The organism is Streptomyces sp. NPDC030838, from assembly GCF_055572035.1.
In genome coordinates this window covers 270,046-293,065 of record NZ_JBVIED010000004.1, presented here as the reverse complement: position 1 = coordinate 293,065, position 23,020 = coordinate 270,046, and the positions used below count along the sequence as shown (strand labels likewise).

The 23,020-nt window shown below is 73.0% G+C and carries 22 protein-coding genes and 1 pseudogene; 11 read left to right on the top strand and 12 right to left on the bottom strand.

Translation table 11 applies throughout. The features are described 5' to 3' along the window. Nucleotides 1–9 precede the first annotated feature (9 nt). Nucleotides 10–555, top strand: coding sequence for a hypothetical protein (locus tag ACZ42A_RS14575; protein WP_468527516.1), 546 nt, complete (start codon nucleotides 10–12; stop codon nucleotides 553–555). A gap of 18 nt (nucleotides 556–573) precedes the next feature. Here the strand turns inward: ACZ42A_RS14575 and ACZ42A_RS14570 are convergent, their stop codons facing one another. Further along, nucleotides 574–1,554, bottom strand: coding sequence for an NAD(P)H-quinone oxidoreductase (locus ACZ42A_RS14570; protein ID WP_468527515.1), 981 nt, complete (start codon nucleotides 1,552–1,554; stop codon nucleotides 574–576). Nucleotides 1,555–1,701: 147 nt separating this feature from the next. Between ACZ42A_RS14570 and ACZ42A_RS14565 the strand changes: the two genes are divergently transcribed. Continuing rightward, nucleotides 1,702–2,700, top strand: coding sequence for an ATP-binding cassette domain-containing protein (locus ACZ42A_RS14565; protein ID WP_468527514.1), 999 nt, complete (start codon nucleotides 1,702–1,704; stop codon nucleotides 2,698–2,700). Further along, a complete protein-coding gene (locus tag ACZ42A_RS14560; protein ID WP_468527513.1) occupies nucleotides 2,697–3,545 on the top strand; it encodes an ABC transporter permease in 849 nt (282 codons plus the stop codon). Before ACZ42A_RS14565 ends, ACZ42A_RS14560 begins: the two co-directional genes overlap by 4 nt. Nucleotides 3,546–3,568: 23 nt before the next feature. Here ACZ42A_RS14560 and ACZ42A_RS14555 read toward each other — a convergent pair. Further along, nucleotides 3,569–4,258: pseudogene (locus ACZ42A_RS14555) on the bottom strand (potassium channel family protein); the annotation flags it as partial. Nucleotides 4,259–4,339: 81 nt separating this feature from the next. Here ACZ42A_RS14555 and ACZ42A_RS14550 point away from each other — a divergent pair. Further along, the gene (locus ACZ42A_RS14550) at nucleotides 4,340–5,455 is read left to right on the top strand and encodes a potassium channel family protein (protein ID WP_468527694.1); all 1,116 of its coding nucleotides are present in this window, start codon (nucleotides 4,340–4,342) and stop codon (nucleotides 5,453–5,455) included. A 115-nt stretch (nucleotides 5,456–5,570) separates the two neighbouring features. Here the strand turns inward: ACZ42A_RS14550 and ACZ42A_RS14545 are convergent, their stop codons facing one another. The 5 genes from ACZ42A_RS14545 to pdhA all read right to left on the bottom strand — a co-directional run bounded on the left by ACZ42A_RS14545 (nucleotide 5,571) and on the right by pdhA (nucleotide 11,628). Beyond that, entirely contained in the window at nucleotides 5,571–7,058 is a 1,488-nt protein-coding gene (locus tag ACZ42A_RS14545) for a molybdopterin molybdotransferase MoeA (RefSeq protein ID WP_468527512.1), read from the bottom strand. Continuing rightward, nucleotides 7,055–7,951, bottom strand: coding sequence for an NTP transferase domain-containing protein (locus ACZ42A_RS14540; protein WP_468527511.1), 897 nt, complete (start codon nucleotides 7,949–7,951; stop codon nucleotides 7,055–7,057). The genes ACZ42A_RS14545 and ACZ42A_RS14540 overlap by 4 nt, the downstream gene beginning before the upstream one ends. Before the next feature lie 91 nt (nucleotides 7,952–8,042). Continuing rightward, nucleotides 8,043–9,485, bottom strand: a complete 1,443-nt coding sequence (locus ACZ42A_RS14535; protein ID WP_468527510.1) for a dihydrolipoamide acetyltransferase family protein — start codon at nucleotides 9,483–9,485, stop codon at nucleotides 8,043–8,045. Further along, on the bottom strand, nucleotides 9,485–10,489 hold the full coding sequence (locus tag ACZ42A_RS14530; RefSeq protein WP_468527509.1) for an alpha-ketoacid dehydrogenase subunit beta: 1,005 nt from the start codon (nucleotides 10,487–10,489) through the stop codon (nucleotides 9,485–9,487). Before ACZ42A_RS14530 ends, ACZ42A_RS14535 begins: the two co-directional genes overlap by 1 nt. Next, nucleotides 10,486–11,628, bottom strand: a complete 1,143-nt coding sequence (gene pdhA, locus ACZ42A_RS14525; protein ID WP_468527508.1) for a pyruvate dehydrogenase (acetyl-transferring) E1 component subunit alpha — start codon at nucleotides 11,626–11,628, stop codon at nucleotides 10,486–10,488. The genes ACZ42A_RS14530 and pdhA overlap by 4 nt, the downstream gene beginning before the upstream one ends. Nucleotides 11,629–11,803: 175 nt before the next feature. Between pdhA and ACZ42A_RS14520 the strand changes: the two genes are divergently transcribed. Beyond that, the gene (locus tag ACZ42A_RS14520; RefSeq protein WP_468527507.1) at nucleotides 11,804–12,304 is read left to right on the top strand and encodes an Lrp/AsnC family transcriptional regulator; all 501 of its coding nucleotides are present in this window, start codon (nucleotides 11,804–11,806) and stop codon (nucleotides 12,302–12,304) included. Nucleotides 12,305–12,375: 71 nt separating this feature from the next. Here ACZ42A_RS14520 and ACZ42A_RS14515 read toward each other — a convergent pair whose 3' ends face one another. Beyond that, complete coding sequence (locus ACZ42A_RS14515) at nucleotides 12,376–12,966, bottom strand: TetR/AcrR family transcriptional regulator (protein ID WP_468527506.1); 591 nt, start codon at nucleotides 12,964–12,966, stop codon at nucleotides 12,376–12,378. Then, nucleotides 12,963–14,489 carry a 3-hydroxyacyl-CoA dehydrogenase gene (locus ACZ42A_RS14510; protein WP_468527505.1) on the bottom strand — a complete coding sequence of 509 codons (1,527 nt, stop codon included), beginning with the start codon at nucleotides 14,487–14,489 and terminating at the stop codon, nucleotides 12,963–12,965. The genes ACZ42A_RS14515 and ACZ42A_RS14510 overlap by 4 nt, the downstream gene beginning before the upstream one ends. 160 nt (nucleotides 14,490–14,649) lie before the next feature. Here ACZ42A_RS14510 and paaN point away from each other — a divergent pair, with 160 nt between their 5' ends. Continuing rightward, entirely contained in the window at nucleotides 14,650–16,341 is a 1,692-nt protein-coding gene (gene paaN, locus ACZ42A_RS14505; protein WP_468527504.1) for a phenylacetic acid degradation protein PaaN, read from the top strand. Here paaN and ACZ42A_RS14500 read toward each other — a convergent pair. The 3 genes from ACZ42A_RS14500 to ACZ42A_RS14490 are packed head-to-tail and all read right to left on the bottom strand — an operon-like array spanning nucleotide 16,338 to nucleotide 19,124. Continuing rightward, nucleotides 16,338–17,114: a TrmH family RNA methyltransferase gene (locus tag ACZ42A_RS14500; RefSeq protein WP_468527503.1), complete on the bottom strand. Its 777-nt coding sequence runs from the start codon at nucleotides 17,112–17,114 to the stop codon at nucleotides 16,338–16,340. The genes paaN and ACZ42A_RS14500 overlap by 4 nt on opposite strands. Nucleotides 17,115–17,124: 10 nt before the next feature. Continuing rightward, the gene (locus tag ACZ42A_RS14495; RefSeq protein WP_468527502.1) at nucleotides 17,125–18,339 is read right to left on the bottom strand and encodes an HTTM domain-containing protein; all 1,215 of its coding nucleotides are present in this window, start codon (nucleotides 18,337–18,339) and stop codon (nucleotides 17,125–17,127) included. Further along, complete coding sequence (locus ACZ42A_RS14490; protein WP_468527501.1) at nucleotides 18,336–19,124, bottom strand: DUF5819 family protein; 789 nt, start codon at nucleotides 19,122–19,124, stop codon at nucleotides 18,336–18,338. The genes ACZ42A_RS14495 and ACZ42A_RS14490 overlap by 4 nt, the downstream gene beginning before the upstream one ends. Before the next feature lie 255 nt (nucleotides 19,125–19,379). Between ACZ42A_RS14490 and paaA the strand changes: the two genes are divergently transcribed. Genes paaA through ACZ42A_RS14465 form a run of 5 tightly spaced genes read left to right on the top strand, consistent with a single transcriptional unit; the run spans nucleotide 19,380 to nucleotide 22,930 of the window. After that, nucleotides 19,380–20,351 carry a 1,2-phenylacetyl-CoA epoxidase subunit PaaA gene (gene paaA / locus ACZ42A_RS14485; protein ID WP_468527500.1) on the top strand — a complete coding sequence of 324 codons (972 nt, stop codon included), beginning with the start codon at nucleotides 19,380–19,382 and terminating at the stop codon, nucleotides 20,349–20,351. Continuing rightward, nucleotides 20,348–20,635, top strand: a complete 288-nt coding sequence (paaB, locus tag ACZ42A_RS14480) for a 1,2-phenylacetyl-CoA epoxidase subunit PaaB (RefSeq protein ID WP_468527499.1) — start codon at nucleotides 20,348–20,350, stop codon at nucleotides 20,633–20,635. The genes paaA and paaB overlap by 4 nt, the downstream gene beginning before the upstream one ends. After that, entirely contained in the window at nucleotides 20,632–21,351 is a 720-nt protein-coding gene (gene paaC / locus ACZ42A_RS14475; protein WP_468527498.1) for a 1,2-phenylacetyl-CoA epoxidase subunit PaaC, read from the top strand. Before paaB ends, paaC begins: the two co-directional genes overlap by 4 nt. Further along, nucleotides 21,345–21,872 carry a 1,2-phenylacetyl-CoA epoxidase subunit PaaD gene (paaD, locus tag ACZ42A_RS14470; RefSeq protein WP_468527497.1) on the top strand — a complete coding sequence of 176 codons (528 nt, stop codon included), beginning with the start codon at nucleotides 21,345–21,347 and terminating at the stop codon, nucleotides 21,870–21,872. The genes paaC and paaD overlap by 7 nt, the downstream gene beginning before the upstream one ends. Continuing rightward, the gene (locus ACZ42A_RS14465) at nucleotides 21,872–22,930 is read left to right on the top strand and encodes a 2Fe-2S iron-sulfur cluster-binding protein (protein ID WP_468527496.1); all 1,059 of its coding nucleotides are present in this window, start codon (nucleotides 21,872–21,874) and stop codon (nucleotides 22,928–22,930) included. Before paaD ends, ACZ42A_RS14465 begins: the two co-directional genes overlap by 1 nt. Nucleotides 22,931–23,020 lie beyond the last annotated feature (90 nt).

The window sequence follows — 23,020 nt, the reverse complement described above, 5'->3', positions numbered from 1 at the left end:
GCTGGCTCCGTGACTCCATGGCTGCGGGCGCTGGGCGCGGCGGGACTGGGCGGGGTTCTGGTCCTGTCGGGCTGTGGTGCGTCGTACGGGGCCGTGTCGTCGTACGCCAGCGTTTCGTCGTACGTGGGCGTTTCGTCGTACGAGGCCGTATCGACGTACGGAGGCGTTTCGTCGTACGGCAGCGTCTCGACGTACGGGCCCGTTTCGACGTGCAGGACCGTTTCGACGTACGCCGCCGTATCCGCGTACGGCATCCGCGCGCCCTCCGACGACTCCCCCGCGCCCAGCCGGGCCGGGAACGCGGCGGGTGAGGGGCGGGAGCGGCCGGGGCGGGACGCGCCGGCCGTGGTGCCGACGCCGCCCCCGCCCCCGGCGCAGGTGCCCGTCGCGCCGCCGGAGCCCGCCGCCGAGCCGCCGGAGGCCGCCGTCGCGGACCGGGAGCGGACCGGGGAGCCCGTGCTGCGGATCCTGCCGCTGGGCTCCGGGATGGTGCTGATCGGGCTCGGTCTCGGGCTCGCCCTCGTCGGGCTGCGGGTGCGGCGCGGGCAGATCTGACCCGCCGGCCCGGCCGGGTCATCCCGTGACCAGCAGGACCTTTCCGACGTGGCCGCTCTCCTCGACCAGCCGGTGCCCGGTCGCCGCCTCGCGCATCGGCACCTCGCGGTCGACGACCGGCCGGACGTGCCCGGCGTCGAGCAGCGGCCACACATGCTCGCGTACGGCCGCCACGATCGCCGCCTTCTCGGCGAGCGGGCGGGCGCGCAGCGAGGTCGCGGTGATGGCGGCGCGCTTGGCGAGCAGGGCGCCGATGTTCAGCTCGCCCCTGACGCCGCCCTGCAGGCCGATGATCGCGAGCCGGCCGTTGACGGCGAGCGCCTTCACGTTGCGGTCGAGGTACTTGGCTCCCATGTTGTCGAGGATGACGTCGGCGCCCGCGCCGCCGGTGGCCTCCTTGATCTCGGCGACGAAGTCCTGCTCCCGGTAGTTGATCAGGATGTCCGCGCCCAGCCCGGCGCAGCGCTCCAGCTTCTCCTTCGTGCCCGCGGTGACCGCGACCTTCGCGCCGACGGCCTTGGCGAGCTGGATCGCCATGGTGCCGATGCCGCTGGAGCCGCCGTGCACCAGCAGCGTCTCGCCCGGCCGCAGATGGGCGATCATGAAGACGTTGGACCAGACGGTGCAGGTCACCTCGGGCAGCGCGGCGGCCTGGACGACGCTCAGGCCCTTGGGCACCGGCAGCAGCTGCCCGGCGGGGACGACCACCTTCTCGGCGTAACCGCCGCCCGCGAGCAGGGCGCACACCTCGTCGCCGACGGCCCAGCCGCCGACGCCCGAGCCGAGGGCGGCGATCCGCCCGGCACATTCCAGGCCGGGGTAGGGGGAGGCACCGGGTGGCGGCGCGTAGTGGCCCTGCCGCTGCAGGATGTCGGCGCGGTTGACGGCGCTCGCCGCCACCTCGACCAGGACCTCGCCCTCGCCGGGCTCCGGATCCGGGACCTCGGCCCAGGTCAGCGCCTCGGGACCACCGGGTTCGGGAATCGTGATCGCATGCATGAAGGGGACGCTACTCCTCGGTCGCGGGTCGGAGGAGGCTGGGACCTTGGGCGGAACCGGGCGGAAATCCGTATGCGTGAGCGATGAGTTTGCGCGACGGTGGAGGTCTTCCCCTGCGTAATCCGAGTACGCGGAAGGACACCCCATATGAGCCAGCACACCGCCGGCCTGGCCATCGAGACCGCGGGCCTGGTGAAGACGTTCGGCGAGACCAGGGCCGTGGACGGCGTGGATCTCGCCGTACCGACCGGCACGGTCTACGGCGTCCTCGGGCCGAACGGCGCCGGGAAGACCACCACCGTCAAGATGCTCGCCACACTCCTGCGCCCCGACGGCGGCGAGGCCCGGGTCTTCGGCCACGACGTGGTCCACGAGGCCGACGACGTACGCGGCCGGGTGAGCCTGACCGGGCAGTACGCGTCGGTGGACGAGGACCTGACCGGCACCGAGAACCTGGTCCTGCTGGGCCGGCTGCTCGGACACGGCAAGAAGGCCGCCCGGGAGCGCGCCGCGCAGCTGCTGGAGGCGTTCGGGCTGACCGAGGCCGCCGGAAAGCAGATCAAGAACTACTCCGGCGGTATGCGCCGCCGGATCGACATCGCCGCGTCCATCCTGAACACCCCCGACCTGCTCTTCCTCGACGAGCCGACCACGGGCCTGGATCCGCGCAGCCGCAACCAGGTGTGGGACATCGTCCGCGCGGTCGTCGCCCAGGGCACGACCGTGCTGCTGACCACGCAGTATCTGGACGAGGCGGACCAGCTGGCGTCCCGGATCGCGGTCATCGACCGGGGCCGGGTGATCGCCGAGGGCACGAAGGGCGAGCTGAAGGCGTCCGTCGGCGCCGGCTCCGTCCATCTGCGGCTGCGGGACGCCGAGCAGCGGCCGCTCGCGGCGGACGTGCTGCGCCGCACCCTGGACGCGCAGGTCCAGCCCGAGCCCGACCCGGTGGCGCTGACCGCCCGGCTCGGTACGGCGGCGAGCGACGACACCGCGGCCGAACAGGCCGCGCGGGCGCTCGGCGAGCTGGCCCGCGCCGGGATCACCGTCGACAACTTCTCGCTGGGCCAGCCCAGCCTGGACGAGGTGTTCCTCGCCCTGACCGGACACGACACCCACGCCCCGAAGGACGAGGTGGCGGCATGAGCACCGCGACGACCACGGAGACCAAGGACCTCGCCCCCGTCAGCGCCGAGTCGCTGGCCGCGCTGCTCGTCGCCAAGGACCGCCCGCCGCGGCCCAGCGCCTGGTCGGCCTCGCTGACCTTCGGCTGGCGGGCGATCCTCAAGATCAAGCACGTCCCTGAGCAACTGTTCGACGTGACCGCGTTCCCGATCATGATGGTGCTGATGTACACGTACCTGTTCGGGGGCGCGCTCGCCGGGTCGCCGAAGGAATACATCCAGTTCCTGCTGCCGGGCATCCTGGTGATGTCGGTCGTGATGATCACCATGTACACCGGTGTCTCGGTCAACACGGACATTGAGAAGGGGGTCTTCGACCGGTTCCGGTCGCTGCCGATCTGGCGGCCCTCGACGATGGTCGGCTATCTCCTCGGTGACGCCCTGCGCTACACCATCGCGTCCGTCGTGATGCTCACCGTCGGCGTCGTCCTCGGCTACCGCCCGGACGGCGGGGTGGGCGGCGTGCTCGCCGGGATCGCGCTGCTGATCGTCTTCTCGTTCGCGTTCTCGTGGATCTGGACGATGTTCGGGCTGCTGCTGCGCACCGAGAAGTCGGTGATGGGGGTCAGCATGATGGTGATCTTCCCGCTGACCTTCCTGTCCAACGTCTTCGTCGACCCGAGCACCATGCCGGGCTGGCTCCAGGCGTTCGTCAACAACAGCCCGGTCACCCATCTGGCCTCGGCGGTGCGGGAGCTGATGGCGGGCAGCTGGCCCGCCGACGAGATCGCCTGGTCGCTGGGGTGGGCGGCGCTGTTCGTGCTGGTCTTCGGGCCGATCACGATGCGGCTGTACAACCGCAAGTAGCCCTCGGTGGGCGGCGCGGAAGCTCAGTGCCGCATGGGGGGTGGCAGGTCGGGCCGGGTCTCCTCCGGCTCGGCCGCCGGCACGATGGTGATCACCCGGTCCGTCAGCTCCAGCCGTCCGACGGCCGGATCGTCGTAGCCGAGCACCCGGTGCCCGCGGACCACGCTCACCACCAGGTCGGGCGTCTCACGCGGGCTCAGGCCCACCTCGGCCCGGGTGACGGGCCGTTCGACGATGTCGAGGCCCCTGCCCTGCCGGATCAGGTCCTCCATCACCAGGCCCGCCGCCGGGCTCAGCACGGACAGGCCCAGCAGCCGTCCGGCCGCCCCCGCGCTGGTGATCACCTCGTCCGCGCCGGACTGCTTCAGCAGCGGCCCGTTCTCCTCCTCGCGCACCGCGGCCACGATCTTCGCCCCGGCGTTGAGCTGCCGGGCCGTCAGCGCCACCAGCACGGCGGTGTCGTCGCGCTGGGTGGCGATGATGATCTGACCCGCCCGCTGCACCTCGGCCCGTTTCAGCACCTCGCTGCGCGTGGCGTCGCCGAGCACCGCCGCATAGCCCTCGGCCGTCGCGGCGTCGACCGCCTTGCTGCTGGGGTCGATGACGACGACCCGCTCCTTGCGCAGCCCCGCGGCGCAGACGGCGCGGATCGCCGACCGGCCCTTCGTACCGAAGCCGACGACGACGGTGTGGTCCCGCAAGACAGGCCTCCAGGCGTGTGGGTTGTGACGGACGGGTGCGCGTCAGGAACCATGGTGCCGACTGTCCGGATCAGCGTCACAGGGGGCCACACGATGAAGGGCGACGAACAGCCGCACTCCCAGCGGAAAGGGGCGACTCTCCTCAGGTCCCTCTGGTACCGCTCGCGTTTGGAGGCCCGCGAGGATGCCGAGGCGGGCCGCGCCATCACGATGCCCACGCAGACCGTCGTACCGCCCCTGCAGCAGGTGATCAAACGCCTGATCATGGCGTTGGTGGTACTGGTCGTCACGATCGTGATCGTCTACTTCGACCGCGAGGGCTACACCGACAACTCCGACGGTTCCGTCGACCTCGTCGACGCGGCGTACTACGCCACCGTCACCCTCTCCACCACCGGATACGGCGATATCACCCCGGTCAGCGACGCCGCGCGGCTCACCAACATCTTCGTCATCACCCCGCTGCGCGTGCTGTTCCTGATCATCCTGGTCGGCACCACCCTGGAGGTCCTCACCGAACGCACCCGACAGCAGGTCCGCATCCACCGCTGGCGCTCCCGGACCCGGAACCACATCGTGCTCATCGGCTACGGCACCAAGGGCCGCCACGCCATGCAAACGCTGGTCGGGCAGGGCGTCGGCAAGGAACGGATCGTCGTCGTGGACGCCCAGCGCAAGGCGACGACCGCGGCCGGCGACGACGGCCTGGTGGCGATCACCGGAGACGCCACGCTCTCCGAGACCCTGCTCAAGGCGGAGCTGCAGCGCGCCTCCCAGGTGATCGTCGCCCCGCAGCGGGACGAGACGGCCACGCTGATCACCCTGACCGCCCGCCAGCTGAACCGGCGCGCCACGATCGTGGTGGCCGTCCGGGAGGACGAGAACGTGCCGCTGCTCAAGCAGAGCGGCGCGGACACCGTGGTGACCAGCTCCAGCTCGGCCGGGCGCATGCTCGGCACTTTCATGGCCAGCCCGCCGGCGGCCCGGGCACTGGAGGATCTGATGACCCTCGGCAGCGGCCTCGACCTCATCGAGCGGCCCGTCGCACCGGAGGAGATCGGCCGCACCCCCCGCGAGTGCGAGGACCTGGTCCTGGCCGTCGTACGCGACCGGAGGCGGCTGGACTACACGACCGGCTGGCACACGCGGCTGCAGACCGGGGACCGGGTGATCGCGGTGAGCCGGCCGGTCGCGGAGAACGGCGAGTAGTCGCGGTGGCCCGGGCTGTTGTTTCACGTGAAACAGCGGCCGGTCCTCTGGATGCCCGCCTGGCCGGTCCCTGGATGCCCGCCCAGCCGCGCCCAGCCGGTCCCTGGATGCCCGCCTAGAGGAAATACCCGCCGATCCCGGCCGTCGCCCACGGCAGGTCGAGGATCTCCGTCTCCTGCCCCGGCTCGGCCCCGCCCGGCGGTACGACCGCCAGCGCGTCGGCCGCCGCGACGCCGCGCAGCATGGCCGGGCCGTTGTAGTGCAGCGGCACGGCCCGGTCGCCGCGCAGGGTCACGGGGATGAGCCGGGTGTCGTACGGGTGCCCGTGCGCCCCGTCCTTCAGCGGCAGCGCGTACCGCTCCGGCGCCGGGCGCCCCGCCAGGGCGCGCAGCAGCGGCTCGGCGAGGGTGAGCAGACCTGAAACCGCGGCGAGCGGGTTGCCGGGAAGGCCGACCAGGTACTGCTCCTCCCGGATGCGGGCCAGCAGCATCGGGTGGCCCGGGCGCACCTTGACGCCGTCGACCAGCAGCTCCGCGCCGATGCGGCGCAGCGTGGGGTGGACATGGTCGACAGGGCCCGCCGCGGTGCCACCGGTGGTGACGACCAGGTCCGCCTCGCTGCCGGTGATCGCCCGGTGCAGCGCCTCGGCGTCGTCGCCGATCCGGCGGACCGCCGTGACCTCGGCACCGAGCACGCGCAGCCAGGGTGGCAGCATCGGGCCCAGGGCGTCGCGGATCAGACCGTCGTGCGGCAGGCCCTCGGTGAGGAGTTCGTCGCCGAGGACCAGGACGTCGACGCGCGGGCGGGGGACGACCGCGAGGGTGTCGTATCCGGCGGCCGCGGCGAGCCCGAGGACGACGGGCGTGACGAGCGTGCCGGCCGGGAGGAGCTGGTCGCCGCTGCGGCACTCCTGGGCGCGGGGGCGGATGTCCTGGCCGTGGCTCACGTCCCGTGTGGGGTGAAGGCGTCCCTTGTCGTCCGTGAGGCCGTGCTCGCTGCGCAGGACGGCCGTCGTGTCCGGCGGGATCCGGGCGCCGGTGGCGATGCGGACCGCCTCGCCGTCGGCGAGCCGGGCGGGCTCGGCGTGCCCGGCCAGCACACCCTCGTCGCGCAGCACCCAGGGACCGGGGCCGGCGACGGCCCAGCCGTCCATCGCGGAGGTGTCGAAGGAGGGCAGGTCGGTGAGGGCCGCCAGCGGGGCGGCGAGGACCAGGCCCAGGGCGGCGTCGAGGGGCACGGAGGCGGGGGACCGGCGGGGGGCGGGAGCGTCGTCGGCGGTGCTCTGCGCCACGCCGGACTGTCCGGCCTTCTCGGCGGTCGCGCGGGCGGAGTTTCCGGCCCGCTCCGCGGTCGCGCGGGCGGACTGTCCGGCCCGCTCCGCGGTCGCGCGGGCCTCCGGCCACGGCGTGGCGCGGTGGTGGGCGTCCTGCCTGGGGGAGGCAGCCGGGCCCGTGCCCTGGGGGGTGGCGGACGCGTCCTGGGGGGAGGGTGCGGGCACGTGGTCGCCGTGCGGGCGCCCGTGGGGTCGGTTCACGAGGGCCAGAGCCTCCTCGACGTCGAGGTCGTCGGCGTCCTCGTCGGCCCGGATGCCGGGGGCGGTCATCCGGCGTCCGGGCGCGTGCCGGATCCGGCGGCGGCTTCCTCGTCCGCCCAGCGCTGGGCCAGGGCGGCGGCCTTGCGGGAGGCCTCGGCGACGGCCTCGGGGCCCCCGCCGGCGCGGGCGGCGGCGTAGCCGACGAGGAAGGTGGTCAGCGGGGCCGCGGGACGTGCCACCCCGTGGGCGGCGTCACGGGCCAGATCGAGCAGGACACCGGTGTCGACGTCGAGGTCGATGCCCAGCTCGTCCTTGACTGCGGAGATCCATTCATCCAACACGTGCCCATGCTCCCTGATGCGTGCCCTTGCGGTGGCGATGTCGTCCCAGGTGTCGCAGTCGAAGGAGGCGACCGGATCCGGGACGCGGGTGAGGTCGAGCGCGCCGGTCAGCCGGCGCAGCGGCAGGCCGGTGAGCGTGCCGTGCGCGGCGGTGAGCGCGGCCAGCTCGCGGCGCAGTACGGGGGCCCGGTAGGCGGCGACGAGCGGCTGGTCGCGGCCGTCGGCGTCGGTGAGCAGCGCGCCGTCGGCGCCGCTCTCGGCCAGCGCAGCCCGCAGCCGCCGTACCGTGCCCGCGGCGAGGAACGGCAGATCCGCGGAGAGCACCACGACGTGCTCGGCGGCGGTGTGCCGCAGTCCGGCGTCGAGCGCGGCGAGCGGGCCCCCGCCGGGCGGGTCCTCGCGTGCCCAGGTCACCGGCCGCGCGGTGGGGCGGGGGTCGGCGACGACGACGGTGGTGCGGGCATCGGCGCAGGCGGCGAGGACCCGGTCCAGCAGGGCCCGGCCGCCCACGCGTACGGCGGGCTTGTCGGCGCCGCCGAGCCGTCGCGCGGCCCCGCCGGCGAGCACGACGGCGTCATGGACGGCCGGGTCGTGGGCGGCGGGGGGCGCGTGCGAGGTCATGCCCCGAGTATGAGCGCCGGAAAGATCGTTGCCACCCCTGTGCACAGCATGTGGACAAGGGTGGCGGACGATCGTGCCGGGTGGGCGGGCGTCACAGGGTGCGCAGCAGCACCGCCGGCTGTTCGACGCAGTCGGCGACATAGCGCAGGAAGCCGCCGGCCGTGCCGCCGTCGCAGACGCGGTGGTCGAAGGTGAGCGAGAGCTGGACGACCTGGCGGACCGCCAGCTCGCCCTCGTGCACCCACGGCTTGGGGACGATCCGGCCGACGCCGAGCATGGCCGCCTCGGGGTGGTTGATGATCGGCGTGGAGCCGTCGACGCCGAACACGCCGTAGTTGTTCAGCGTGAAGGTGCCGCCGGTCAGTTCCCCGGGCGTCAGGGTCCCGGCCCGGGCCGCCTCGGTCAGCCGGGCGAACTCCGCGGTCAGCCCCTCGGCGTCGCGGGCGTGCGCGTCCCGCACGACGGGGACGACGAGGCCCCGGTCGGTCTGCGCGGCGAAGCCGAGGTGGACGTGGTCGAGCTGGACGACCTCGCGGGCCGCCAGGTCGACGGTGGAGTTCAGCTCCGGATACCGGGCGAGCGCGGCGGTGCAGATCCGGGCCAGCAGGGCGAGCAGGGAGATCTTCGGTCCGCCGGCCGCGTTCATCGCGGTCCGGGCCCGCATCAGCTCGGTCGCGTCGGCGTCCACCCAGCAGGTGGCGTCCGGGATCTCGCGCCGGCTGCGGGACAGCTTGTCGGCGACGGCGCCGCGCACGCCCTTGAGGGGGACGCGGGTGCCGCCGGAGACGGCCGACGAGGCCGCGGAGGGCTGGGCGGCCACGCGCGTCTGCGGCTCGGGCTGCGGCGCGGTCGTACGGCCGCCCTGTGCGGCAGCGGCGCGCAGCGCGTACTCCACGTCCGCGCGCAGGATCAGCCCGTCCGGGCCGGAGCCGGTCAGCTCCCGCAGGTCCAGCCCATTCTCGCGGGCGAGCCGGCGGACGAGCGGGGAGATCACCGGGACCGGGCCGTCGCCGTTGACACGGTCGCCCTCGGCGGGCGCCGAGGGGGTGGCCGCGGAGGTGTCCTGAGCGGGGGCGGCCGGTGCGGGCTCGGAAGCCGGCGGGCGCGTGGCCGTTCCCGGCGGCTGGGGGCGGACCCGCGGGCGGCGGGCCGGGGGCGCGCCCGTGCCATAGCCCACGAGGACGTTGCCGGAGCCCTCGCTCGCGTCCGACGCCTCGGCGGCGGCGCTCTCGGCCGGGCGGCCGGGGGCGGGGGTGTCGCCGGCCGGGGCGGCGGTGTCGGGGGCCGGGGCGCCGACCGCGACGGTGATCAGGGGTGCCCCGACGGGCAGTTCGGTGCCCTCCTCGCCGAAGCGGGCGGTGACCACACCGGCGTAGGGGCAGGGGATGTCGACCATCGCCTTGGCCGTCTCGACCTCGACGACCGGCTGGTCGACGGCGACGACGTCGCCGACCTGCACCAGCCAGCGCACGATCTCCGCCTCGGTGAGCCCCTCGCCGAGGTCGGGGAGCTTGAACTCCAGCACCTGTGCCATCAGCTCTCGGCCTCCCATTGCAGACGCGCCACGGCGTCCAGGATCCGGTCGACGCCGGGCAAATGATGCCGCTCCAGCATGGGCGGCGGATAGGGGATGTCGAATCCGGCCACACGCAGCACCGGCGCCTCCAGGTGGTGGAAGCAGCGCTCGGTGACCCGGGACGCGATCTCCCCGCCCGGCCCGCCGAACCCGCCCGACTCATGGACGACGACCGCCCGCCCGGTCCGCCGTACCGAGGCGCAGACCGTCTCGTCGTCGAACGGCACCAGGGAGCGCAGGTCGACGACTTCGAGGTCCCACCCCTCGGCCCGCGCGGCCTCTGCGGCTTCGAGGCACACGGGTACCGACGGGCCGTACGTGATCAGCGTGGCGCTCCGGCCGGAGCGCCGCACGACCGCGCGGCCGATCGGTTCAACGTGCTGGGGCTGCTCCGGGTTCCAGGAGTCCTTCGACCAGTACAGCCGCTTGGGCTCCAGGAAGACGACCGGGTCGTCGGAGGCGATCGAGGCGCGCAGCAGGCCGTAGGCGTCGGCGACGGTGGCGGGCGTGACGACATGGAGCCCCGGAGTCGCCATGTAGTACGCCTCGGAGGAGTCGCTGTGGTGCTCGACGCCGCCGATGCCGCCGCCGTAGGGCACGCGGATGGTGATCGGCAGCGGCATCTTCCCGCGGGTGCGGTTGCGCATCCGGGAGACATGGCTGATCAGCTGTTCGAACGCGGGGTAGGCGAAGGCGTCGAACTGCATCTCGACGACCGGGCGGAGCCCGTACATCGCCATGCCGACCGCCGTGCCGAGGATGCCGGCCTCGGCAAGCGGGGTGTCGGTGCAGCGGTCCTCGCCGAACTCCTTGGCGAGTCCGTCGGTGATGCGGAAAACCCCGCCGAGCGTGCCGACGTCCTCGCCGAGGACGTGGACGTCGGGGTCGGCGGCCATGGCGTCGCGCAACGCGCGCGTGAGGGCCTGCGCCATGGTGGCCGGCCTGACGGCGACGGTGGTCATCGGCGGTCCCCTTCCTGATCCTGTCCGGCCACCAGCTCCGCCTGCAACTGGGCCTGCTGTTCGCGCAGTTGGGGGGTGGGTTCGGCGTAGACGTGGGCGAAGAGGTCCATGGGGTCGAGCACGGGGTCCTGGTTCATGCGGGCGCGCAGGTCGGCGGCCATGGTCTCGGCGTCGTCCCGCGCGGCCTGGATCGCGGCCTCGTCGAGCAGGCCGCGATCCGTCAGCTCCCGCTCCAGCAGCTGGATCGGGTCGTGCGCGCGCCAGGTCTCGACCTCGTCGTCGGTGCGGTAGCGGGTGGCGTCGTCCGCGTTGGTGTGGGCGTCGACGCGGTACGTCACGGCCTCCACGAGGGTGGGGCCGCCGCCCGCGCGGGCGTGCCGTACGGCGTCGGTGAGCACCTCGTGCACGGCCGCCGCGTCGTTGCCGTCGACCAGGCGGCCCGGCATGCCGTACCCGACGGCCTTGTGGGCCAGGGAGGGGGCGGCGGTCTGCTTGGCGAGCGGGACGGAGATCGCGAAGCCGTTGTTCTGGACCAGGAAGACGACCGGGGCCTGCCAGACGGCGGCGAAGTTCAGCGCCTCGTGGAAGTCGCCCTCGCTGGTGCCACCGTCGCCGACCATGGCCAGCGCGACCACGTCGTCGCCCTTGAGCCGGGCGGCGTGGGCGAGGCCGACGGCGTGCGGGAGCTGGGTGGCGAGGGGGGTGCACAGGGGGGCCACGCGGTGGGCGTACGGGTCGTAGCCGGTGTGCCAGTCGCCGCGCAGCAGGGTCAGGGCCTCGACGGGGTCCACGCCGCGGGCGACGGCGGCGAGGGTGTCGCGGTAGCTGGGGAAGAGCCAGTCGCGCTCCTCGAGGGCGAGCGCGGCGGCGACCTCACAGGCCTCCTGTCCGGTGCTGGACGGGTAGACGGCGAGCCGGCCCTGCTTGGTGAGGGCGGTGGCCTGCGCGTTGTAGCGGCGGCCGCGGACCAGCTGGGCGTAGAGCGTGCGCAGCAGCTCCGCATCGGCCTTGGCCGCCGCCTCGGTGCCGAGGACGCGGTACGGCTCCGCGTCGGGCAGCAGCGGCGCGGGGTCGGTTCGGGGCTGCCAGGCGGGCGGCGGTGTGGGCCGGTACGCGCCCCGCTGCTCCATGACCGTCATGACGGCACCTCCTCGTGGGAGTGGCTTCCAGAGGCGTGGCGTCTGTGACACGCCTCACCTACCGATTGTTCGGTCGACGGCACATTTTGGCTACAGGCGGGTCCAGGCTGTGGACAAACGGTTCTGCACAGCTTGAGATGAACGCAGTACGTCCATGGTAGGGAGGCGGGGGGACATGGCACCTGAACAAATGGCCGAGGCCGCCGGCACCGGCGCCCCGTTGCCGCCACCCCGCCCCCTCGACGCGATCGACCAGGACATCCTGCGCATGCTCCAGGCGGACGGCCGCGCCTCCATACGGTCCGTCGCCGAGCGGGTGCACGTCTCGCGCGCCAACGCCTACGCGCGCATCAACCGGCTCGTCGAGGACGGCGTCATACGCGGTTTCGGGGCGCGCGTCGACCACGAGCGCGCCGGGCAGGGCACGTCGGCGTACATCACCCTGAAGATCGTCCAGAACTCCTGGCGCACGGTCCGCGAACAGCTCCGGCAGCTGCCCGGCGCCTCGCACATCGCCCTGGTGGGCGGCGACTTCGACGTCCTGCTGCTGGTGCACACCCCCGACAACCGGGCCCTGCGCGAACTGGTCCTCACCCGCCTCCAGGCCATCCCGGAGGTCCTCAGCACCCGCACCCTGCTGGTGTTCGAGGAGGAGGATCTGGAGCCGCAGGGCTGAGCGGCGCCGCGCGGTCCGTCACAACCCAGGCGATCCCCAACAGCCCGAAGGCCCGGAAGAAGGGACCGCCCTCACTCCGCCCGGCGCAGCCCGTCGAAGACCAGCCGCACCACCGCGTCGCCCACCTCGCGCTCGCCGGCGCCGCGGCCGTCCGGCCGGTACCACTCCACGATGGAGTTGATCATTCCGAAGACCAGCCGGGTGGCCAGCCGGACCTCCACGTCGCCGCGTACGTCCCCGTCGGCCGCCGCCGCCTTCAGCAGCTCGGCGACCCGGTGGTCGAAGTCGCGGCGGCGCTCCAGGGCCCAGCGCTCGGTGTCGGTGTTGCCGCGCACCCGCAGCAGCAGGGTGACGTACGGCAGTTCGGCTATCAGCACCTCGACCATGCGCCGGACGACGTATTCCAGGCGGTCGGCGGCGCGCCCCACGCGCGCGTGCTCCTCGTCGAGGATCCCGAAGAGCCCGTCCAGCGCCCGGCTGACGGCCCGCCGCAGCAGCTCCTCCTTGCCGGCGACATGGTGGTAGATCGACGACTTGGAGATGCCCGCCGCCTTGGACAGGTGCTCCATGGAGGTGCCGTCGTAGCCGCGCTCGTTGAAGACCCGCACGGCGACCGACAGCAGGGTCTCCGGGGTGTACGTGTCGCGCTTGGCCGTGGTCATGACGTGCTGCCCTCCCGCTTGTCGGTGGCGTACGCGTGGCGGTACAGCGCGAGGGACGGCGCGTAGCGGCCGGACGGGTCGCGCAGATGCAGGTCGTCGAGAAGGGCGTAGGCCCAGCCGCGGCCGAGGCGGCGGCTCCATTCGAAGGGCCCGAGGGGGTAGTTGACGCCCAGGCGCATCGCGGTGTCGATGTCCTCCTCGGTGGCCACGCCCTTGGCGACGGCGTCATACGCCAGGTCGATGATCCGGGCCACCGCGCGGGCCACGATCATGCCGGGGACGTCGCCGATGACGCTGACCTTCTTGCCGAGCGCCTGGAAGAGGCCGGTGGCCTCGGCGAGGGTCTGCGGGGAGGTGTCCTGGGAGGCGGACAGGGCGACGCGGGTGGCCTTGCGGTAGTCGAGGGCGAGGTCGAAGTAGACGACGTCGCGGAACTCCACCGAGGTCTGCCCATCGGCGAGGACGAGCTGGCCGCCGCTCGGCAGCACCAGGCGGGTGCCGTTGTCCTCGTCCTCCTCGCGGACCTGGATGCCCGCCTCGCGGATCATCGGCAGCAGCTCGGCCGCGGGGCCCAGATCGCCTTCCGCGACGACGTACGCGGGCGGCTGGGCGGCCTCCGCGGTGTGCGGGTCCGGGCGTTCCGCCGCACCCGTCTCATCCGGATAGTCGTACCAGCCCTGCCCGCTCTTGCGGCCGAGCCGGCCGGACTCGACGAGGCGGCGCTGGGCGAGCGACGGGGTGAAGCGCACGTCCTGGAAGAAGGCCTGCCACACCGACTGCGTGACGGACTCGTTGACGTCCTGTCCGATCAGATCGGTCAGTTCGAACGCGCCCATCCTGAAGCCCCCCGACTCGCGCAGCACCGCGTCGATGGTGGCCGGGTCGGCGCCCTGCGACTCGTACACCGCGAAGGCCTCGGCGTAGAACGGCCGGGCGATGCGGTTGACGATGAAGCCGGGGGTGTCCGCGCAGGCGACCGGCGTCTTGCCCCAGGCGCGGGCCGTCTCGTACGCGCGCGTGGCCGAGGTGACGTCGGTGGCGAACCCGGAGACGACCTCGACGAGCGGCAGCAGCGGCGCGGGGTTGAAGAAGTGCAGGCCCACGAAGCGGCCGGGGTTGCGCAGGGCGCCGCCGATGGCCGTCACCGACAGGGACGAGGTGTTGGTGGCGAGCAGACAGTCGTCGGCGACGATGTCCTCCAGCGCGCGGAAGAGCTCCTGTTTGACGTCCAGCCGCTCCAGGACCGCCTCCACGACCAGGGCGCAGTCGGCGAGTTCGGCGAGGTTGTCGGCGGGTGTGAGCCGGGCGCGGGCGGCGTCCCGGTCGGCGCCGGTGAGCCGGTCCTTCTCGACGAGCCGGTCGAGGCGGGCGCCGATCGCGGCGGCCGCTTCCCGGGCGCGCCCGGGGACGGCGTCGTAGAGCCGTACGGGGTGGCCCGCGACGAGCGCCACCTGGGCGATGCCCTGACCCATGGTGCCGGTGCCGACGACGGCCACGGGGCTGCTGAGGTCGAGTGCTGTCATGAGCGCGATCCTCCCGCACGGGGTTTTCCACAGATGCGGCGGACCCCCTTGTCCCGACCGATCGTTCGGTTACTCTAACTCTGTCTGCCTTTTCCTGCCCATGTCTTTGTCCAGGTCATGAGCTCGACGAGGAGCTCTTGAGACGAGGAGTTGGTCCCGCATGGCCGCCGAACTCACCGCGCACCAGCTGATCGCCCAGCACCGGCCCACCCTGGACCAGGCGCTGGAGGCCATCCGCACCCGCGCGTACTGGTCCCCGCACCCCGAACACCCGAAGGCCTACGGGGAGAACGGCAGCCTGGACGCGGCGGCGGGCAAGGCCGCTTTCGACGCCCTCCTGGGCAGCCGCCTCGACCTCGGCCAGCCCGGCACCGACGACTGGGTGGGCGGCGAGGTGTCGCCGTACGGCATCGAGCTGGGCGTCGAGTATCCGCACGCGGACATCGACGTGCTGCTGCCCGCGATGCAGGCCGGTCAGCGCGCCTGGCGGGACGCGGGCGCGGAGCTGCGCGCCGTGGTGTGCGTGGAGATCCTGAAGCGGATCAGCGACCGGACGCACGAGTTCGCGCACGCGGTCATGCACACCTCCGGCCAGGCGTTCATGATGGCCTTCCAGGCGGGCGGCCCGCACGCCCAGGACCGCGGCCTGGAGGCGGTGGCGTACGCGTACGCGGAGCAGGTCCGCACCCCCGACACCGCGGAGTGGACCAAGCCCCAGGGCAAGCGCGACCCGCTGGCGCTGACCAAGCGGTTCACGCCGGTCCCGCGCGGCGTCGGGCTGGTCATCGGCTGCAACACCTTCCCCACGTGGAACGGCTACCCGGGCCTGTTCGCCTCCCTCGCCACCGGCAACGCGGTCCTGGTCAAGCCGCACCCCCGCGCGGTGCTGCCGCTCGCGCTGACGGTGAAGACCGCCCGGGAGGTGCTCGCCGAGGCGGGCTTCGACCCGAACCTGGTGGCGCTGGCCGCCGAGCGGCCCGGCGAGGGCATCGCCAAGACGCTCGCCACCCGCCCCGAGATCCGGATCATCGACTACACCGGCTCCACCGCCTTCGGCGACTGGCTGGAGGCCAACGCCCGCCAGGCGGAGGTCTACACCGAGAAGGCCGGCGTCAACACGGTCCTCGTGGAGTCGACCGGCGACTACAAGGGGATGCTGTCCAACCTGGCGTTCTCGCTGTCGCTGTACAGCGGCCAGATGTGCACCACCCCGCAGAACCTGCTGATCCCGCGCGACGGCATCCGCACCGACCAGGGCCCCAAGACCTACGACGAGGTGGTCGCCGACCTCGCCCGCGCGGTCGACGGCCTGCTCGGCGACGACGCCCGCGCGAACGCCCTGCTCGGCGCGATCGTCAATCCGGACGTCAAGGCCCGCCTGGAGGCCGCGGCCGGTCTCGGCGAGGTCGCGCTGGCCTCCCGCGAGGTCGCGAACCCCGACTTCCCGGACGCGGTCGTCCGCACGCCGGTCATCGTGAAGCTGGACGGCGCCAAGCCGGACGACGAGGCCGCCTACATGAGCGAGTGCTTCGGCCCGGTCTCCTTCGCGGTCGCCGTCGACTCGGCGACGGACGCGGTGGAGCTGCTGCGCCGCACCATCCGCGAGAAGGGCGCGATGACGGTCGGCGCGTACACCACCGACGAGGAGGTCGAGCGGGCCGTCGAGGAGGCCTGCCTGGAGGAGGCGGCCCAGCTGTCCCTCAACCTCACCGGCGGGGTCTACGTGAACCAGACCGCCGCCTTCTCCGACTTCCACGGCTCGGGCGGCAACCCGGCGGCCAACGCGGCCCTCACCGACGGAGCGTTCGTCGCCAACCGCTTCCGCGTGGTCGAGGTGCGACGCGAGGCCTAGGGGGTGTCCCTGAGGCTCCAGTGGTACAGCGTCATGGCCACGCTGGTCGCCAGGTTGTAGCTGGAGACCTGGGGGCGCATCGGCAGGGACAGCAGATGGTCGGCCCGCGCGCGCAGCTCGGCGGAGAGCCCGCTGCGCTCGGAGCCGAAGGCGAGGAGGGCGTCGTCCGGGAGCCGCACGCCTCGGACGTCGTCGCCGTCCGGGTCCAGCGCGAACAGCGGCCCCGGCGGCAGCTCCGGCACCGTCAGCCGCTCCACGGCGGTCGCGAAGTGCAGCCCGGCCCCGCCGCGCACCACCGTGGGATGCCAGGGGTCGAGGGTGCCGGTGGTGACCACGCCGGTCGCGCCGAACCCGGCGGCCAGCCGGATCACGGCGCCCGCGTTGCCGAGGTTGCGCGGGTTGTCGAGGACGACCACGGGCGCAGTGCGCGGGGTGTGCGCCAGCTTCTCGAGGTTCGCCGCGCGGGACGGCCGTACGGCGAGGGCGGCCACGGCGGTGGGATGCGGGCGCGGCACGAGCGCGGTGTACGTCGCCTCCGGCACCTCGGTGAGCAGCGCGTCCAGCGCCGGCCGTACGTCCGGGGCCAGCTCGTCGGCGAGGGCGAGCGCGGCGCGGCGGTCGGCTGCCACCGCGACGGGGACCTCCGCGCCGAAGCGCACGGCGTGCTTGAGGGCGTGGAAGCCGTCCAGCAGCACACAGGTTCCGGCCAGCCGGTGCCAGGCGGTCACGGCGTCGGCGGAGCCGGCCGCGGCGTGGCTCGCGGGGTCGTTCATGCCGTGCAGCCTACGTGGCGGGGGAGCCCGCGTGACTGGGGGCTGCCTGCTCCGGGACGTGCGGCTCGGGGGCCGGGGCGCGACCCGCGCGGGCGAGCAGACGCCCACGCGCGTGTGCCGCCCAGCCGCCCAGGCGGCGCAGGAACGACGTCGGCAGGAAGACCGCGTCCGCGGCGATCATGGCCAGCGAGAAGAACGGCAGCCCGAGGACGACGGCGATCACCACGTGCTCGGTGATCATGGCGGCGAGCAGCACGTTCTTGACCCGCCGGTGCAGCAGCGTGAAGGGGAAGGCGACCTGCACCAGGACCGTCCCGTACGTCACCAGCATCACCATCGTGCCGCTGGCGGCCAGCGCGTCGGCGAGGGCGGGCCAGGGGGAGAAGTAGTCCAGGTGCAGCGGGTAGTAGACGGCGGTGCCGTCCTGCCAGCGGGAGCCCTGGATCTTGTACCAGCCGGCCGTAGCGTAGATCAGACAGGCCTCGGCCATGATCACCAACAGAGCGCCGTTGTGCAGGATGTTGGCGATCACGTCGAGCAGGATCCGCGGCTGCGCGGTCCGCGCGTAGCGGTCGACCAGCCACCACAGCGTCTGTGCGAGCAGGACGGCCCACAGCAGCGCCGGCACGAACGGGTCGCCGTCGAGCCGGCCCAGCGCGGTGACTCCGGCCAGCGCCAGCCCCAGCAGAGCGCCCAGCGCGGGCCCGGTGCGGTCCGGGAACCGCTCCCCACGCGCGCGTGCCTCCGACGCGCGGCGGGCGCGCCGCGCGTCCAGCGACCAGACCTGGCCGCAGCGTGTGAAGACCAGGTAGATGCACATCAGGTGCAGGACGTTGTCGCCGCCGTCGCCCATGAAGACGCTGCGGTTCTGGAGCGACAGCACGCCCACCATGAAGAGCACGGACATCGTGCGGGTCCGCCAGCCCAGCATCAGCAGCAGCGCGGACAGGACGGCGAGCCCGTAGACGATCTCGAACCAGGCGCGGCCGTCGAACCACATCAGCGCGGTGAAGGCGCCGTTCTGCCGGATCAGCTCGTCGGCGAGGTTCCAGCTCCACGGGCCGTCGGGGCCGTACAGCTCCGCGCGGTGCGGGAACTCGCGCAGCAGGAACAGCAGCCAGGTCGCCGCGAAGCCGATGCGGACCACGGCGGTCTGGTAGGGGCCGAAGGCGGACTCGGTGACGCGGGCGATGGCGCCGGAGAGCGCGAGGGCCAGGCGGTTCACGCGGCACCTCCCCGGGTCTCGTCCGCCGGCACCGTCCACCAGGGCAGCTCCCGGTAGACCGGCTTCAGCGAGACGCGCTCCTCGCTCCACTCCGGCGGGCGCACCGGGGTGGTGCGGGAGCGGACCTGGACACGTTCGACGGCGCCGCCCGGCCCGGCCGCGTCCGCGCGGTGCAGGCGCAGCACGACGATGCGGCGCAGATACGTCTCGGCGAGGGCACCCCGCGAGGCGGCGGTCTGGTTACCCCCGGTGTGCGTGGCGGTGTAGAAGTCCCAGGCGCGGCGCAACTCGTTCTGCTGGGTGTGGCTCGGCAGCAGGTTGCCGTCGATGGCCCGGCCGTCCTCGGCGGACAGGTCGTACCAGCCGGTGGTGCGTATGTCGCCGTCCGCGGTGCGGACCTGGGCGCGGACCTGGACGGAGATGTTCTGCTGGAGCGGGTTCGGCGCGAACAGTTTCCAGTTCTGCTCGAACTCCGGGTAGATCCATTCGTCGATCGCCTCGCCGTGCGCCTTGGTCACCGTGTTCGACGGCGCGACGTGCAGGAACACCATCCCTATGTGCACACAGACGGCCACCGCGACGACCGCGAGGGCCACGGCGACACCGATCTGGTAGCGCGGGGAGAGCGCGGCGACGCCGGTGCGGGGGGTGCCCGGATCGGCGGGGGGAAGGGCTTCCGGGGGGTGCGGCGCTTCCGGAGGAGGCGGCGGGTGGGGAGCCGCGGGGTCGGCCGGACCGGCCGCGCCTGTCTCGTACGCGTCCTGTGCGCCGCCGTGCGCGTCCATCCCGCCCCGTTTCCCGATTCCGGTCCGTCTTCTCCGCCCGCCCGTCCGCGAGGCCTCGTCTGCGCTGTGCCGCCGGCACCCGGGCCGCCGCAGGCGAACGCTACTCAGAGCGGCCCGCCGGGCACAGCCCCTTCGGTCCCCGAGGTTATCCACAGCGGTTGACACCTTACGGCGCCCGTCTCACCATGGAAGCCGACGAACCGAACGATCGGTCGGGAGCTTGCTCCTCGCGGAGCCCAGGTCGAGGGGGACCTCATGGCGACAGCAGCCGCGCAGCAGACGAGCAGCGTGGAGACGTACCAGCGCGTCTTCGACGCCGCCGTGGCCGCCGACGAGCGCATCGAGCCGCGCGACTGGATGCCCGACGCCTATCGGGCGACGCTCGTGCGGCAGATCGCCCAGCACGCCCACTCCGAGATCATCGGCATGCAGCCGGAGGCCAACTGGATCACCCGCGCCCCCTCGCTGCGCCGCAAAGCCATCCTGATGGCCAAGGTCCAGGACGAGGCGGGGCACGGCCTGTATCTCTACAGCGCGGCCGAAACCCTCGGCACCAGCCGCGACGAGCTGCTGGACAAGCTCCACGCGGGCCGCCAGAAGTACTCCTCGATCTTCAACTACCCGACGCTGACCTGGGCGGACGTCGGCGCCATCGGCTGGCTGGTGGACGGCGCCGCGATCACCAACCAGGTCCCCCTGTGCCGCTGCTCCTACGGCCCGTACGCGCGCGCGATGGTCCGCATCTGCAAGGAGGAGTCCTTCCACCAGCGCCAGGGGTACGAACTGCTGCTGGCCCTCAGCCGCGGCACCCCCGAGCAGCACGCGATGGCGCAGGACGCGGTGGACCGCTGGTGGTGGCCGTCCCTGATGATGTTCGGCCCGCCCGACGACGAGTCGCAGCACTCTGCGCAGTCGATGGCCTGGAAGATCAAGCGGCACTCGAACGACGAGCTGCGCCAGCGCTTCGTCGACATATGCGTCCCGCAGGCCGAGTCCCTCGGCCTCACCCTGCCCGACCCGGATCTGCGGTGGAACGAGGAGCGGGGGCACTACGACTTCGGCCCGATCGACTGGACGGAGTTCTGGGAGGTGCTCAAGGGCAACGGGCCGTGCAACGAAGAGCGGCTGGCCCAGCGCCGGCGGGCCCATGACGAGGGCGCCTGGGTCAGGGAGGCGGCCGCGGCCTACGCGGAGAAGCACAGCGAGACGGGAGCGATGCGAGCATGACCAACACCGACTGGCCCTTGTGGGAGGTCTTCGTCCGCTCCCGGCGCGGACTCTCCCACACCCATGCCGGCAGCCTGCACGCGCCGGACGCGGAGCTGGCCCTGCGCAACGCCCGCGACCTGTACACCCGGCGCGGCGAGGGCGTCTCCATCTGGGTCGTGCCGTCCTCGGCGATCACCGCGTCCTCGCCCGACGAGAAGGACCCGTTCTTCGAACCGGCCGCCGACAAGCCGTACCGGCACCCGACGTTCTACGAGATCCCGGAGGGGGTGCAGCACCTGTGACGACGACCGTGCCCACCACGGCGGCCCTCGCGCTCGGCGACGACGCCCTGGTGCTCTCCCACCGGCTCGGCGAATGGGCCGGCCACGCCCCCGTCCTGGAGGAGGAGGTCGCCCTCGCCAACATCGCCCTGGACCTGCTCGGCCAGGCCCGGGTGCTGCTGTCGATGGCCGGCGACGAGGACGAGCTGGCGTATCTGCGCGAGGAGCGCGCTTTCCGCAACCTCCAGCTGGTGGAGCAGCCCAACGGGGACTTCGCCCACACCATCGCCCGCCAGCTGTACTTCTCCACGTACCAGCACCTGCTGTACGCCGAACTGGCCGCCGGGGACGGCCCCTTCGCCGGCCTCGCCGCGAAGGCCGTCAAGGAGGTCGCCTACCACCGCGACCACGCCGAGCAGTGGACCCTGCGCCTCGGCGACGGCACGGAGGTGAGCCGGGAGCGCATGCAGCGGGCCTGCGACGCGCTGTGGCGGTACACCGGAGAGATGTTCCAGCCGGTGGAGGGCCTGGACGTCGACTCGGCGGGGATGGAGACCGCCTGGCTTGAGCAGGTCGGAGACGTGCTGCGGCGGGCCACCCTGACCGTGCCCGAGGGGCCGCGGACCGGAGCGTGGTCGGCCGGCGCGGGCCGGCAGGGCCTGCACACCGAGCCGTTCGGCCGGATGCTCGCCGAGATGCAGCATCTGCACCGCAGCCACCCGGGGGCGTCATGGTGACGGTCACCCCGCTGGAGGCGGAACTGCTGGAGCTCGCCGGGTCGGTCCCCGACCCGGAACTGCCCGTGCTCACCCTGCGGGAGCTGGGCGTCCTGCGCGCGGTGCATGTGCGCGCCGCCGACGCGGTCGAGGTCGAGCTGACCCCGACGTACACCGGCTGCCCCGCCCTGGAGACGATGTCCGTCGACATAGAGCGGGTGCTGCACGAGCACGGCATACGCGAGGTCAGCGTCCGCACGGTGCTCACACCCGCCTGGTCCACGGACGACATCACGGACGAAGGCCGCCGCAAACTGCGGGAGTTCGGCATCGCTCCGCCGCGCGCGCACCGGACGGCCGGACCGGTCCCGGTGGCCTTGGGCCCGACCCGGACCCGGCAGGCGGAGGACGACCCCGTCCGCTGCCCGCACTGCGGCTCCGCCGACACCGAGCTGCTCAGCCGGTTCTCCTCCACCGCGTGCAAGGCGCTGCGCCGCTGTCTCGCCTGCCGTGAACCGTTCGACCACTTCAAGGAGTTGTGATGGCCCGCTTCCACACACTCCGGGTGGCCGCGGTCGACCGGCTCACCGACGACTCCGTCGCCCTGACCCTCACCGTCCCCCCGGAGCTGCGCGAGGAGTACCGCCACGCACCCGGCCAGCACCTGGCGCTGCGCCGCACGGTGGACGGTGCGGAGATCCGGCGCACGTACTCGATCTGCTCCCCGGCACCCGAGGGCGACGGTCCCCGGGAACTGCGCGTCGGAGTGCGGATGGTCGAGGGCGGCGCGTTCTCGACGTACGCGCTGAAGGAGATCAACATCGGCGACGAGCTGGAGGTGATGACCCCGGCCGGCCGCTTCACCTTGGACCCCGCGCCCGGACTGTATGCGGCGATCGTCGGCGGCAGCGGCATCACCCCGGTGCTGTCCATCGCCTCGACGCTGCTCGCGCGTGAGCCCGACGCCCGGTTCTGTCTGATCCGCAGCGACCGGACGACCGCCTCGACGATGTTCCTTGAGGAGGTCGCCGATCTGAAGGACCGCTACCCCGACCGGCTCCAGCTGGTCACGGTGCTCTCCCGGGAGGAGCAGCAGGCGGGCCTGCCGTCCGGGCGGCTCGACCGGGAGCGGCTGACCGGCCTGCTGCCGGCGCTGCTGCCGGTGGCGGAGGTCGCCGGGTGGTTCCTGTGTGGGCCGTTCGGGCTGGTCCAGGGCGCGGAGCGGGCGCTGCGCGACCTTGAGGTGCCGCGCGCCCGGATCCACGAGGAGATCTTCCATGTGGACGCCGGCGCGACCACCGCACCGGCCACCTCCGCACCCGCGCACAGCACGGTGACGGCCCGGCTCGACGGCCGCGGCGGCACCTGGCCCGTGCAGGACGGCGAGTCGCTGCTGGAGACGGTGCTGCGCAACCGGCCCGACGCGCCGTACGCCTGCAAAGGCGGGGTGTGCGGAACCTGCCGGGCCTTCCTGGTCTCCGGCGAGGTGCGCATGGACCGCAACTTCGCGCTGGAGGCGGAGGAGACGGAGGCCGGGTATGTGCTGGCGTGCCAGTCGCATCCGGTGACGGAGCGGGTGGAGCTGGACTTCGACCGCTGAGCCGTTCCCTTCCCTTCCGTTCCCTTCTACTGGAACCTGTTCTATCTTGACGCTCCGTCAGATACGTCGTCGGTTACCCCGTCAGACGGC